Genomic DNA, 12,629 nt, shown 5'->3' with positions numbered 1-12,629 from the left:
GGGGAAGAGGTCGTCGTGGTCGGTAAACAACGATCGTGCAGTCGCCAGCCTGACTGTCTCCATGCGGGAGACGAGCGGCTCGTTGCGCGGTCTGCCGCGGTCAGTGTCAACGTCTCGATACGCCTCGACTTTCCGCAAATAATAGGCTTGCGCGCTTTGCGGCAGGAACACCGACGCTGTGATGGGAGCACCGGGTTGAGTTGGCTCATGGACGGCGACCAGCTCCATGTGCTGGCGACGATCGGCCAACTGGTCGAGGGCCGCCCGTCCGGACATGGGCAGATCGATCTCGAGGTAAAAGCCAGGCGTGCCGACCGACAGCTGGGGGTCACGCGCCGCAATCTGCTGGCGTGCACTTTCGACCGCTTGTTCGATGGATTGCGTCAAGGCCGCAGCATGCGACGCCCGATCACGCGCCGGCAGCGGCGGTGCATGTATAAGTTGGTTGGGCCGCCGATAGGCTTCCCGAATGCCGTTGTTGCGAAGGTGGATATGGGCGCGGTCGCGCGGAAAATCGTCTGCCATTATGATCTGTGCTGTCGCTACTCAGACAGCGAAGCCTGCCGGCGTTCCTTCAGAGCGTCGATGAGCGCTTCCGAGGTGATCCGCTTCCCCCCCCGCAATATGATGGTTTTTGCAGCGTCGTCGGCCGCGCGGGTGATCTCGGCCTGCGACAGTCTCTCTGCCTGAGAGATCGCCTCGTTCCAGGCAAGCCCTCTGGTGTCGAAGCGGTCGAGTCGAGCCCGAAGCAGCGCCTCGATAATCGGCCGATCGGGCACGGCGTATTCGATGACATCGTCGAAACGGCGGAACAAAGCTCTGTCGAGCAGCTCGGGATGATTTGTTGCCGCAATAATCAGGCTGTGGCTGTCGTCTTGCTCGAGAAACTGCAGAAACGAATTCAGCACGCGCCGAATCTCGCCAACATCCTGGCGTTCGCCTCGACGCGCGCCGATGGCATCGAATTCGTCAAAGAAGTAGACGCCCCGCGTCGCCTGCATTGCATCAAAAACAAGCCGCAGCTTTCCGGCAGTCTCTCCCATGAACTTGGTGATCAAACCATCGAGGACGATCATGAAAAGGGGCAGATGAAGCTCCCCGGCCAATGCCGATGCGGTCATCGTCTTGCCTGATCCTGGCGGGCCGACCAGAAGCAGTTTGCGACGGGGAACAAGCCCGTGCTCGCGCAAGCTTGCTTGTTGGCGCTGCTCTCCCAGCACGCGGTGCAGGCGCGAGCGCAGACTGTCCGGCAAAATCATGTCCGTCAGTCGCAGGTCCGGATAGCGCACATGCAGGAGGCCTGCGAGTTCGCCCTTTGGCTGAAAAAGGGGAACCGGCCGACTGCTCTTGGCAATCCGGGCGTCCCTGCTCTTGGCTGCGTCGACCAGATCCTTGAGCTCCTGAGCAAGCTTGCCATGGCCTTGACGTGCCTCATGCGCAGCAAGCTGCATCGCGATAGAGAGGAAACGATCCTCGTCGCCGGCAATGTGGCTTTTAAGCAGCGTCACGATATGGCGGGCCGTGGTCATGGCTCTCTTCTGGGGTATCCGTTTACTTGGCGAAGCGCATGCAACCTAAACGCTTTCAACGGCGATTTGTAACGCGCAATGGTGTTTTTTCTCTTGTCGATGTTCGCCCGTGGCAACTTCAGCGGTGAACTGTTGCGCCGCGGTCATAGGCCAGCCGGAATAACGCCGGCCAGCAGACAACAGTCCGCATCTTCGAGCGCTCGAAGTCTGGCCACTCACGCAGCGTGTCGGGTCCGAACGCTCCAAAGCCGCCCCGCCTGGCAGGTCCATGCGACCGATTGCGGGCGTGCGGCCATAAGGTCTACGCGGGCTCGCATGGCTGCCCGCGCCGCTGGCTAAAAAGCTGTACACCATCTCACGAAACACCAGGTCCGCTCCTTTGCCGGCCGACGGTCCATGAAATCCCCTCCCCACTCACGACACCGGAGACCTCCTTGCCCACATGGCGCTCAAGCACCGGCCGCCATGGCACCAGCGTGAACTCGCGCGACTTTTCAACGACGGCATATTTTCCGCTGGCAAGCTCGACGGAGCGGCGGAGCGTACCCTCTACTCGTCCTCCGAATCGCGCTTCGGCATAGGGCAGGCCAAGTTCCTCCGACAGTTGGCCAGCAACACGGTTCAGTTCTCGCTGGCGCAGGATCGAAAGCATGTTGGCTCGATAGACGATCCCATCCTGTTCTTTATGCGCGAGGCCTTGCGCGATCAGCCACTGCCGCCGGCGAGCTTGCGCCTCTCTCACGTCGCGGCCGAAGCCGGATCCGTGCAAAGGCTCGGGTCTATCGGCAACCAGCTCCCGGTCGAGCCAGGTGGCGCCGTTGAAGCTGACCTGTCGCTCCAGCGCCATTGAGGAGAGCTTGTCGGCAACGACAGGCTCGGCCCTGGCCCGCTGGCCCTCATAATTCGCGACGCGATCGAGATGGTCCGGCGCGATGAGCCAGGTGCCGTTCGGCTCTCGCTCAACGCCGCCGGTCGCGCGGCGGATCGCCTCCAGCCGCCGCACATGCGTTCGCGCAAAGCTCTCGGTGGCGGATGGGTCATGCTTCAGGTGCATATCGACGTCGTAACGGCCGCCATGCGCGGCGGCGATTTCGGCGATGGTACGATCGACCTGCCTCGGCTCGGTGTTCCTTGGCGCGACACGCACGATGCAGCCATTAGGCATCGTTTCCATCGCCTCGCCTCTACCGATGTTGATCCAATGGCTCTTACCGTCGACGGCGTCGACGATCATGTAATGGCGGTCATTGATCTCGTCGGCCAGTCCACGCGCGACAACGCGACCGACGAGAGACTGGACGGGCTCGCCGGATCGATCGTGGATCACCCAGTCGGCGGCCCTGCGGGCAAGCCCCTTGCCGGTCAGTTCGCGGTGCATGGTCTTGATGATGTCGCCGCGTTCGCCGGTGCGGCGCAGCGTGGCTTCGAGCTCATCGTCGAGGCGCCAGGAGCCAGCGCCGACCTCCGCGGCCAGACCCATCCGCTCGAGCTTGCGCAGCCGTCCCTGGTGCAGCGTCTGGCGAATGGCGTCGGGACCGCCCGGCGAGACCAGGCCGTCATCATCACGCATGCTGAGCAGCCGACGGTCGATGCTGGTGAAGCGTTCCTGCTCCATTTCCCGGCGCAGGCGAAGCTCAATCTCGCGGTCGGTTCGCGGACCGAGATCGAGGCTGACCAGCTCGGCCGCCCGCTCGCGGATGCCAGATGAGATATATTCGCGCGCGATGACCAGGTTCTCGCCACGGTCGTCCCTGCCACGGACGATGATGTGGCTGTGCGGGTGGCCGGTGTTGAAATGATCGACCGCGACCCAGTCGAGCTTCGTGCCGAGGTCTTCCTGCATCTGCGCCATGAGCCGCCGCGTCAGCGCCTTGAGGTCGTCGTACTCGATGCCGTCTTCGGCAGCGACGATGAAGCGGAACTGATGGCGGTCGCCGTCCGCGCGATCGATGAACGCCTTGCCGTCGACGCGGCCGCTGTCGGCGCCGTAGAGCTCGCCAGGTTCACCTTCGCGGGTGACCCCGTCGCGCTGAAGATAGCGTAGATGGGCACGCGCCCCGTCCGCGCCCTTGCCGGCGAGCTTGACGACCCGCGCCTTGACGATCACCCGGCGCTGGCGGAAGGCGGCATACCGGTCGCGCGATTTCAGCAGTGCGGCGGCCGCCCCGCCGCGCCCTGTCCGGCTTCCTGTGAAGCGACCACCGCGTTGCGGCCGGCCGCCAGCCCGGTTGATCGCCGCACGAACCTGGCCGGCATAGCGTTTGCCGGCCTTCGAGCCGCGCGACCCGATTTTGCCGAGCTTCGGCCTGAACTCGTCATCCTTAATGCGAGCCTCCCAGACATATCAAGCAAAATCAGACACTTACACGTCAAACCCTCTTGGCACCGGCGGCAGCCTCCCGGAAAAACGATGTGCAGACAAAGATTTAACCGCCTCCTGGAGGCGGTACCTTTATCTTGCCTTCCGCGCCCAGCCCCGCCAGACGCGCCCCCGTCCGCCATGGCTAACGCACCGGCTCCTTCGGCTGCGCGCCGTCCTTGCCGAGCGGCACGAAGAGATCGCCGTTTCGCACGCCTGAGTGAACACCGTCATGAATGAAGAACAGCGACCGTCCGAGAGGAGCGATTTGCGCCTTTGGAGCGACAGATTGGCTTTCGAACGCCTCGATGTCGGCCGCCGAAACTCCGGCCGCCTTGAGTTGGTCGAGGTACTCGACGGTCTCTTCTGGCAGCGGTTTGCCACGCTTCAAATGCTCGTCGTAGCGCTCGGGACCGGCATTGTAGGCGCCAAACAGGCCAGGAAATCCGAAGCGGTCATACATGGCACTGAGATAGGCCGTGCCGGCCAGGATATTGTCGCGCGGATCGTGGGGGTTAGGCCCAAGGCCGTGTTCGACCCGCATCTCTTCATAGGTGCCGGGCATCACCTGCATGAGGCCCATGGCGCCAGCGGGGGAGGTGATGGGGCGGCCGCCGCGCATTGTCTTGCCGCCGCTTTCGGCAGCCATGACGGCATAGATCCAGGCTTGGGGAATATGGAAGCGCCGGCTTGCTTCCGATACCAACGTCTGCCACTTTCGCAGCTGCGGACTTTGGGAGATGGCGACCGGCTCAGCGCCGGTCGAGGCGGAACAGGCGCATGGCGCAATGGCGATCATGCCCAACAAGAGGAGGGTCACTCGGTCCATAGTGGTACGAGCCTCCCGATGACATTTTGAGTGGGAACAGGCCCGAAATAGCGGCTGTCGAAGGAGCGGTTTTTGTCGCTGCCGAGCAGGAAAACCTCGTTATCCCCGAGCGCTCGGCAGCCGTTCCACCATGGCAAAGGTCGGCCTTCGGCGTCGATTTTGAGCCGGCGCGCGACGATGTCGCCGCCGATGATGATGGCGTCATTGAAGGCGCAGACATTATCGTCCGGCAGCGCTGCAAGACGTTTTGCCAGCGGCACATTGCGAGGCAGATAGCTGCGCTCGGCGGCGAGATACGCCGCGTATTCAGGCGGGCGCACGAGCACGAGATCGCCACGCGCCAGCGCTCCCGCAGCGATGCGGTAAAGGCCGATCGGCGCGCTGGCCGAGGCGTTCCAGACCAGCCAAGGGGCGGGCTTTCCCAGCGCCGTGAAGCCCAAAAGACCGAGACCGGCCGCGGCCAAGGCGACCGTCTTACGGGCTCGAACACGCCTCAGGCGGCTGCCGATCAGATGGATGGAAGGGCGCCGCCTCATGAACGGCCTCCCGTGCCGCCCTGGCCGGAACCGGCCTTGCCATCGCCGGCGATGGAGTGCTGCGGGTGTCCTTTCGACCAATGGTCGAGTTCGTCGATGTGATAGCGGACATAGCGGCCGTGCTTGCGGAATTTCGGGCCGCCGCCCTTGAGCCGCATCTTTTCGAGCGTGCGCTGGGAGAGCCCGATATAGAAGGCGGCTTGGGCTGTGCTGAGAAACGGGCTGCCCTTTTTCGCGCGGGCCGCGCGTTCGTTTTCGTCGTCCATGATGATCCTCGTTTCGCTTCGGACAAGCGAGGGCGAGGATGGGCGAGGGAGATCGTCTCGGGGACGGGCGAAGAGTCGGGGGAGAGTTTTCGCCGCCCTTTAGGGCGGACGGGGTTTGGGTGGAACTCCTGGGAATGAGCCCCGCGCCGGGGCTGCGGCGCGAGGCTCTTATCTCGGCCGGTCAGTCGGCCGGGTTCCAGATGATGGCGTAGGTGTCGTGATCGTCCTGGCCGGCGGCTCGGCCGAGATTGGCGTAGAGCTTGCGCGGTCCGAACTCCGGCGCTGCAATCGACAGGCTCACATAATCCTTGCCGGAAGTCTCGCCGGTGCGGATCCAGCCAGCGCCGACTTCGACCCCTTGCGTAAGCACCCGGAAGTCGTGATGGTTATCGGCGCTCTTGGCCTGGTTGGGGACGATATCGATGTCGGCGCGGACGCTGAGCGTCTTGAACTGGCCCTTGTAGGCGCCGTTTTCCTGCTTGTTGACGTAACCGATCGCGGTCATTTCGAAGTCTCCTTTTGTGGTTTCGCCGGGGACCATCCCCTGCGATGGCGCACCGTAATGGGCGCGTCAGGACCGCCTGAATCCGACAGGGCCGCAGCGACAGTGAAGGACCCGAGCGGGCAGCTTTTTTGTGAGCGAAGCGGCGCGAGGAAGCCGCCGCAGGCGGCGGGGAAAAAAGCTGATGGCGCGAGGGTTTCGGGCGGCCGGACCCGCCCATAGGTCGACAAGCCAGCCGCAGGGATGGTCCTTGGAGAGAGCATGGAGACCGCTCGCCAAGTGCGGTCTGTCAGCCAAGCAGGACGCCGGGATGAAACGGCCTGCAAAGATGCTGCGCCCTTATGCCGGATCGAGATCGTGCCAGCGGGTCGGGCGCCAGAGCAGACATCCGGCATGGTGCGATCTATGAAAGCAGGGCTCGCCAGCGGGAATTTGATACGCGAGGGGGCCAAAGTAAGGCTGGATGAGAAGCCGGTGCTACCTGCAGGTCCAGTGTCATGTGGCGGCGCTCGGGAAACCGCTACGCAATGTAACGCGCTCTTATGAGGCGAACAGACCGGCCCCAAAACCGATCGACCGGTGGTCGGCGCGAAACGCGTCATGCCTGTCCGAAAGCTGACAGTGGCAGAAGACGCATGTCGGGTTCCGCACAATTGACCATGCTGGATTTGTGAGGTTTTCAGGGAGAGCCATGCGTTCACTTCCCAGTGAGCTTTGGCACGGCATTTGCTCTTGATGTGGCAACACGGATCGAAGGTTGACTGCATGCACAAGCGCGAGATGAGCAATGCTCTCCTTTCCTGGAGGCTTGGCAGCAGATTCGATTTGACGTTGCGAGGAGCTTCAGCCGCTCGCGGCGGAAGTGATCTCAAATCTGAAGGCACCGTTGGGGCCGCAGCCATCAAACACATCTTTCTCTTTTTCGCAGCTCGTCTTCAACGCGATGCGGACTTCTTCGCGTCGACGGCGGCCGAAGGTGGAGAAGGGGCTCGACTTGCAAAAAGGAGTTGTCAATGACGTCTTACGTTCGCACCAACAGCCCGGCGCAGGTGCGCTCACTGTCCACCTTTGGCAAGCATCTGCAAAGGAGCGTGCTGACGGCGACGCTGCTTGCCGCGGCTTCGACGGGAAGTGAAGCGCAGCCCTATGTTCGTGCTGACGGCAGCACGACTGACGACTTGGAAGCGGCGCGAGCAAGTTGGCGTCATGACGCCGAATTCAATGGAAATGTGGGGCTCGCAGCCATCAACGCGGATGCCGCGTATGCGTTGGGTTCCACCGGGGAGGGGGCCAGAGCTCCTCGCCTGCCCTCGTCCGTCTTGACGAGTGCCCGCTTACAGCCTACCTCACTATCGCGTTAGCACTCGTCCATCGCGAGTGCTAACAAAAACCCCTCAACAGCGCACCAGGGAAAAATCCGAAAATGGCAAAGTCGAAGTTCCGCCCGCTTCATGACCGCGTGGTCGTTCGCCGGGTCGAATCCGAATCCAAGACCGCTGGCGGGATCATCATCCCCGACACGGCAAAGGAAAAGCCGCAGGAAGGCGAGATCATCGCTGTCGGCTTCGGCGCTCGTGACGAAGCTGGCAAGCTGGTCCCGCTGGACGTCAAGGCCGGCGACCGCATCCTGTTCAGCAAGTGGTCGGGCACGGAAGTCAAGCTCAATGGCGAAGACCTTCTGATCATGAAGGAATCCGACATCATGGGCATCATCGGCTCATATCAGGCCTTTCCGTCAACTGAATTCCCGGGCTCGATCAAAGCCCCTGCCAGGAGCTAAAAATGGCTGCCAAAGACGTAAAATTCTCCCGTGATGCCCGCGAGCGCATGCTGCGCGGCGTCAACATCCTCGCCGACGCGGTGAAGGTCACGCTCGGCCCCAAGGGCCGCAACGTCGTCATCGACAAGTCGTTCGGCGCCCCGCGCATCACCAAGGACGGCGTCACCGTCGCCAAGGAAATCGAGCTTGAGGACAAGTTCGAAAACATGGGCGCGCAGATGGTCCGCGAAGTTGCTTCGAAGACCAACGACATCGCTGGCGACGGCACCACGACCGCGACCGTTCTGGCGCAGTCGATCGTCCAGGAAGGCCACAAGGCCGTTGCCGCCGGCATGAACCCGATGGACCTGAAGCGCGGCATCGATCTGGCCGTGACCGAAGTCGTCTCGGCGCTCGGCAAGGCTGCCAAGAAGATCAAGACCTCCGAGGAAGTTGCCCAGGTCGGCACGATCTCGGCCAATGGCGACGAGTCGGTCGGCAAGATGATCGCGGAAGCGATGCAGAAGGTCGGCAACGAAGGCGTCATCACGGTTGAAGAAGCCAAGACCGCCGAGACCGAACTCGAAGTCGTCGAAGGCATGCAGTTCGACCGCGGCTATCTCTCGCCCTACTTCGTCACCAACGCCGACAAGATGGTTGCCGAGCTCGAGGACGTCTACATCCTCCTGCACGAGAAGAAGCTGTCCAACCTCCAGGCCATGCTGCCGGTTCTCGAAGCCGTCGTGCAGACCTCGAAGCCGCTGCTCATCATCTCGGAAGACGTCGAAGGCGAGGCTCTGGCCACGCTGGTCGTCAACAAGCTGCGTGGCGGCCTGAAGATCGCTGCCGTCAAGGCGCCGGGCTTCGGTGATCGCCGCAAGGCCATGCTGGAAGACATCGCCATCCTCACCGGTGGCCAGGTCATCTCGGAAGACCTCGGCATCAAGCTCGAGAACGTCGGCCTCAACATGCTCGGCCGCGCCAAGAAGGTGTCGATCTCCAAGGAGAACACCACCATCGTCGACGGCGCCGGCAAGAAGGCCGAGATCCAGGGCCGCGTTGCCCAGATCAAGCAGCAGATCGAAGAGACCACTTCGGACTACGACAAGGAGAAGCTGCAGGAACGTCTGGCGAAGCTCGCCGGCGGCGTTGCGGTGATCCGCGTCGGCGGTGCGACGGAAGTCGAAGTCAAGGAAAAGAAGGACCGCGTCGATGACGCCCTCAACGCGACCCGCGCGGCCGTGGAAGAAGGCATCGTTGCTGGTGGTGGCGTCGCGCTGCTGCGCGCTTCGGCCAACATCAAGGCCACCGGCGTCAATGCCGACCAGGCCGCCGGCATCAACATCGTGCGTCGTGCGCTGCAGGCTCCGGCCCGCCAGATCGCGGCCAACGCCGGTGCGGAAGCATCGATCGTTGCCGGCAAGATCCTTGAGAACAAGGGCGCGACCTTCGGCTACAACGCCCAGACCGGCGACTATGGCGACATGATCGCCATGGGTATCGTCGATCCGGTCAAGGTCGTTCGCACCGCTCTCCAGGACGCGGCCTCGGTCGCCGGCCTGCTGGTCACCACCGAAGCCATGATCGCGGAGGCTCCGAAGAAGGAGTCGGCTGGCGGCGGCATGCCTGGCGGCATGGGCGGCGGCGGCATGGGCGGCATGGGCGGCATGGATTTCTAATCCAGCTCTGGCAGCTTTCGCAACGAGAGGGCGGCATCAATGCCGCCCTCTTTTTTTGCGAACCTCGGTCCGATGAACGATCGACGCCAACGCCGGCCATCGGCGTTAGGGCAACCTCAAAAGAACTGTCGAGTTGGTTGCGCGCGGCTTTGCGTCATCAGAGGCGCAAGGCGGTCGCGTGTGAGGATTGCGCGCTCCCATAGGCGGTTTCGGCATGTGCCTCGCCTTCGACATCGACATTGCGGCCAAGCAGGAAATCGGCGGCTTTCGAGGCATGGCTTGCGGCGCGGAAGATGGCGCGGTTGTCCTCGCGCAAAACCGTCAGCCATGAGCCGATGTAGTCGGCATGGCGCACGGTCGGCTCGATGCCGAGACTGCTGCAGATGAAGGCTGATGCGATTTCGGCGACCAGTTCCTCGCGCGCATAGGTGTTGGACCCGAAGGAGCCGGACAGGTCGCGCGCGAGTCGCCTCGGGTGGCCGGTCCAGTGGCCAAGCTCGTGAAAGCAGGTCCGGTAATAGTCGATCTGGTGGAAGAAAGCCGGCTGCGGCGGCACCTGTATGGTGTCGCTGCCGGGCATGTAGAAGGCGCGCTCGCCGCCGACGCGAAAATCAGCGCCGGTTGCATGAATGAGCGCCTCGGCCTGCGGGACCATCTCGCGCTCAGGCAGAGGCTCGCCGGCGGCGTAAAGATGTTCGGGCAGATTATCGCACTGCGCGACATTGAAGACGGTGAAGCGCTTCAGGAAGGGCACCGCCTGCGGTTCGTCGCCATCGGTGTCGGCGCGTTGCTTTTCGTTCTTGGGAACAAAGCGGTCAGCGTGAACGATGGTGGTGCCGTGCTCGCCCTTCCTGACATTGCCGCCAAGCGAAAGCGCCTGCCGGAAGGTGAGCCAGTTCTGGCTGGGGAAACCGCGCTCGATGACCGCGCCCCACAGGATCAGGATATTGATGCCGGAATATCGGCGCTGGGTGGCCGCATTCCGCGGCAGGCCGAGGCCTGTCCTTGCCCTGCCCCACGGCTTGACCCATGGCACGGTGCCGCGCTCCAGTTCGGCAATGATGCGGTCGGTGATTTCCTGATAAAGGCTGGCGCCGGTGCGCCCGCCGCTGTCTGCGCCAGCCTGTCGGCTGCCGCAACGTTTGTTGTTTGCACGCATCGTGATGTCCTCCGCTCTACAATCGCGCGCCCTCCCCGGAAGCGGGGTGGGCGGCAAAAGCGACCGGAAAGGCCCGCCGTCGGAGGCGGACTGCATCAGCAGGACCGGAACGGAGTGGAGGACCCGAAAGCGACAAGCGAAGGGTTGCGGGACGCCGCGGCGGGCCTAGAAGGGAGTGCTGCCCACCCTGCGCCAGGGGGAAGGCCACAATAGAAAGACGCCGGCCGACAGGCCGGCGACCGTCAGCAGCCGAAGGCTGCCCCGCGCCAGGGGGCGATGCCGCAGGGCCAAGACCGCCTGAGCTTGCCGAAGAAAAGCGGGCTCGGTTCACGAGCACCCGGCCAGCGACTTCAGGCGCGGGCGCTCAGGATTGTTGTTGGCGCCCACGGCAGCTGGATGACCGCAACAAGATTACGAGGAGCGACAGCAAAGCCAGCTGCCACAAACGGCACGCTCCGGCAACAACAGCGTGGCCGGTCTACAGATGCTGCCCCGCACGAGAGCCAGCACGCTTTGAGCGCGCATCGGCGATGCAAGCGTTGCAAGCTGGCCATGTCCACAAGGTCGGCGACCACTATATCGCCGACCACCAACGCGGGCGTACCGTCTAAGTGCAGACCTTTCGCGAGTGCGCGGACGCGCGCATTTCATCTGCGATGGCCGGATCTTGCATTCCCGCTTGAGCTGCTCAACGTCAAGGCCTACACGCGCTGCGATCTTGAGAGTGACCCTTCAACTGGGGGAAATCATAAGGGCGCGGTGGAATTCGTCGAACTTTCCCTGTTTTCTCGAGGCGAGTGCGGCGAAGGCTGGGAATTGGGAATCCGGTCCCAGGACCGGGAACTGTTTGATCACAAGCTTCAGATTGGGCTCATGCTTGAAGGCTTTTTGGTAGTTGATATCAGCCAGTCTGCAATGCGGACAGTTGTGGTAGTCATTGAATATGACCAGAACGGCATCGCCTTGCGGGTTGCCGGCGATTGGCGAAGGAGATCGTTGTCGAATGCGCCGCTCCACTTTTGCCTGTCGGTCGACCACGCCTGCCGGTGCAGGTTCGCGCTATATTGGCTCGCCAGCAAGGCGAGGAGTAAAAGAAGAGCTGCGACAGTGATGGCAGTCGGCTTAGACATGAGTCTCCAATCCATGGACGGCGTGGCAGCAACGGCCGCCTTTTTGGTGTAAAATGGGTCAGTTTTGATCGTGCCCCGCAGTTGCTACAGGCGCACAGGTGCCGGTGCGATCTGGCGGTTTCTCAAATACGGCTTTGCGCCATCGGGTCCACCCCAATAGCTGAGCGTCGTTCGCACGGGGAATTGTGTTCACCACGCCGGGCGACTTGACCGTCCACCGCCAGAGCGCTGAACGGTCCGCTAGTGAGGCGCTCCCCGAATCGTCGTTTATCCCGCTCGCCCCGGACCGGGTGACAGCCAGCGTTGCCGCTACGCTGCGGAGAAAAACCGTCAGCGCGTGGCATTCGGACATAAGCTGATCGACGCCAAGAATAAGCCCCACGGAGGTGACCGGTGCGGCCGGAACAAGAAAGAGCGTTGCAGCCATTGTGACGAGGCCTGCACCGGTAATGCGGGTTGTTCCGTTCGAAGGGAACAATGCGACAAACAGCATGAGGATCCGGCAGCCGATCGGGAGATCAGTTTTCGTCGCTTGGGCGATGAAAAGGGCGGCGAGCATCATATTCGTGCCGTCCAGATTGAATGGAATGAGACCCACGACCGAATGCGTGGCGCCGGCCTTTTCCATCTTCTCCATGAGCGAGGCCAGCGCGGCCTCTGAGGAGGACATTGCGAGCAGCAGCTCGTCCTTGATGTATCGGACGAGAGAGAAGAGCGAGCGGCCGTTGTAGCGGCAGACCGCGCCGAACAGGATCGAGAGGAACAGGACCGAGAGGAACAAGACTTGCAGGATGTCGCCTTCCGCGAAGGCACTGGCAATCGTTGACGGGATGATGTTCATCAGGAAGCTGGTCACGGACTGCTCGTGAGCCGTGGCCACA

10 protein-coding genes and 2 pseudogenes are annotated in these 12,629 nt (G+C 62.7%); 2 read left to right on the top strand and 10 right to left on the bottom strand.

The genetic code is table 11. From position 1 onward, the window contains the following. From EN879_RS08745 to EN879_RS08715, 7 genes and pseudogenes are all read right to left on the bottom strand, one after another. Positions 1-525: pseudogene (locus EN879_RS08745) on the bottom strand (hypothetical protein); the annotation flags it as partial. 17 nt (positions 526-542) lie between these two features. Further along, the gene (locus EN879_RS08740) at positions 543-1,529 is read right to left on the bottom strand and encodes an ATP-binding protein (RefSeq protein ID WP_024505649.1); all 987 of its coding nucleotides are present in this window, start codon (positions 1,527-1,529) and stop codon (positions 543-545) included. Between the two features lie 355 nt (positions 1,530-1,884). Further along, positions 1,885-3,855: a relaxase/mobilization nuclease RlxS gene (gene rlxS, locus EN879_RS08735; protein WP_063169238.1), complete on the bottom strand. Its 1,971-nt coding sequence runs from the start codon at positions 3,853-3,855 to the stop codon at positions 1,885-1,887. Between the two features lie 178 nt (positions 3,856-4,033). Beyond that, positions 4,034-4,717, bottom strand: a complete 684-nt coding sequence (locus EN879_RS08730; protein ID WP_024505647.1) for a lytic transglycosylase domain-containing protein — start codon at positions 4,715-4,717, stop codon at positions 4,034-4,036. After that, a complete protein-coding gene (locus EN879_RS08725; RefSeq protein WP_024505646.1) occupies positions 4,705-5,253 on the bottom strand; it encodes a S26 family signal peptidase in 549 nt (182 codons plus the stop codon). Before EN879_RS08725 ends, EN879_RS08730 begins: the two co-directional genes overlap by 13 nt. Continuing rightward, a complete protein-coding gene (locus EN879_RS08720) occupies positions 5,250-5,519 on the bottom strand; it encodes a helix-turn-helix domain-containing protein (RefSeq protein ID WP_024505645.1) in 270 nt (89 codons plus the stop codon). Before EN879_RS08720 ends, EN879_RS08725 begins: the two co-directional genes overlap by 4 nt. A gap of 181 nt (positions 5,520-5,700) precedes the next feature. Further along, positions 5,701-6,024 (bottom strand): DUF736 domain-containing protein, encoded by a 324-nt coding sequence (locus EN879_RS08715; protein WP_127274010.1) that lies wholly within the window; start codon positions 6,022-6,024, stop codon positions 5,701-5,703. Positions 6,025-7,444: 1,420 nt separating this feature from the next. On the opposite strand from EN879_RS08715, the pseudogene groES reads away from it, so the two are divergent. Next, a pseudogene (gene groES, locus EN879_RS08710) lies at positions 7,445-7,738 on the top strand (co-chaperone GroES); the annotation flags it as partial. A gap of 65 nt (positions 7,739-7,803) precedes the next feature. After that, the gene (groL, locus tag EN879_RS08705; protein ID WP_013532389.1) at positions 7,804-9,459 is read left to right on the top strand and encodes a chaperonin GroEL; all 1,656 of its coding nucleotides are present in this window, start codon (positions 7,804-7,806) and stop codon (positions 9,457-9,459) included. Positions 9,460-9,616: 157 nt separating this feature from the next. Here the strand turns inward: groL and EN879_RS08700 are convergent, their stop codons facing one another. The 3 genes from EN879_RS08700 to EN879_RS08690 form a co-directional block, all read right to left on the bottom strand. Beyond that, on the bottom strand, positions 9,617-10,618 hold the full coding sequence (locus EN879_RS08700) for a zincin-like metallopeptidase domain-containing protein (RefSeq protein ID WP_063169241.1): 1,002 nt from the start codon (positions 10,616-10,618) through the stop codon (positions 9,617-9,619). 732 nt (positions 10,619-11,350) lie between these two features. Further along, on the bottom strand, positions 11,351-11,635 hold the full coding sequence (locus EN879_RS39800) for a thioredoxin domain-containing protein (RefSeq protein WP_224570942.1): 285 nt from the start codon (positions 11,633-11,635) through the stop codon (positions 11,351-11,353). A gap of 171 nt (positions 11,636-11,806) precedes the next feature. Next, positions 11,807-12,629: cation:dicarboxylase symporter family transporter (locus EN879_RS08690; RefSeq protein ID WP_127274009.1), on the bottom strand; the 823-nt coding region annotated here is incomplete at its 5' end.

Source organism: Mesorhizobium sp. M7A.F.Ca.AU.002.02.1.1 (assembly GCF_003998535.1).
In the GTDB taxonomy this organism is placed as follows: domain Bacteria; phylum Pseudomonadota; class Alphaproteobacteria; order Rhizobiales; family Rhizobiaceae; genus Mesorhizobium; species Mesorhizobium ciceri.
Note: the sequence above shows the minus strand (reverse complement) of the source record. Positions and strands in the feature narration are given on the sequence as shown.

Bases quoted from the DNA above. Each gene is read 5' to 3' on its own strand.
- EN879_RS08740 (WP_024505649.1), bottom strand. From the start codon at position 1,529: ATGACCACGGCCCGCCATATCGTGACGCTGCTTAAAAGCCACATTGCC.
- EN879_RS08730 (WP_024505647.1), bottom strand. From the start codon at position 4,717: ATGGACCGAGTGACCCTCCTCTTGTTGGGCATGATCGCCATTGCGCCA.
- EN879_RS08725 (WP_024505646.1), bottom strand. From the start codon at position 5,253: ATGAGGCGGCGCCCTTCCATCCATCTGATCGGCAGCCGCCTGAGGCGT.
- EN879_RS08720 (WP_024505645.1), bottom strand. From the start codon at position 5,519: ATGGACGACGAAAACGAACGCGCGGCCCGCGCGAAAAAGGGCAGCCCG.
- EN879_RS08715 (WP_127274010.1), bottom strand. From the start codon at position 6,024: ATGACCGCGATCGGTTACGTCAACAAGCAGGAAAACGGCGCCTACAAG.
- groL (WP_013532389.1), top strand. From the start codon at position 7,804: ATGGCTGCCAAAGACGTAAAATTCTCCCGTGATGCCCGCGAGCGCATG.
- EN879_RS08700 (WP_063169241.1), bottom strand. From the start codon at position 10,618: ATGCGTGCAAACAACAAACGTTGCGGCAGCCGACAGGCTGGCGCAGAC.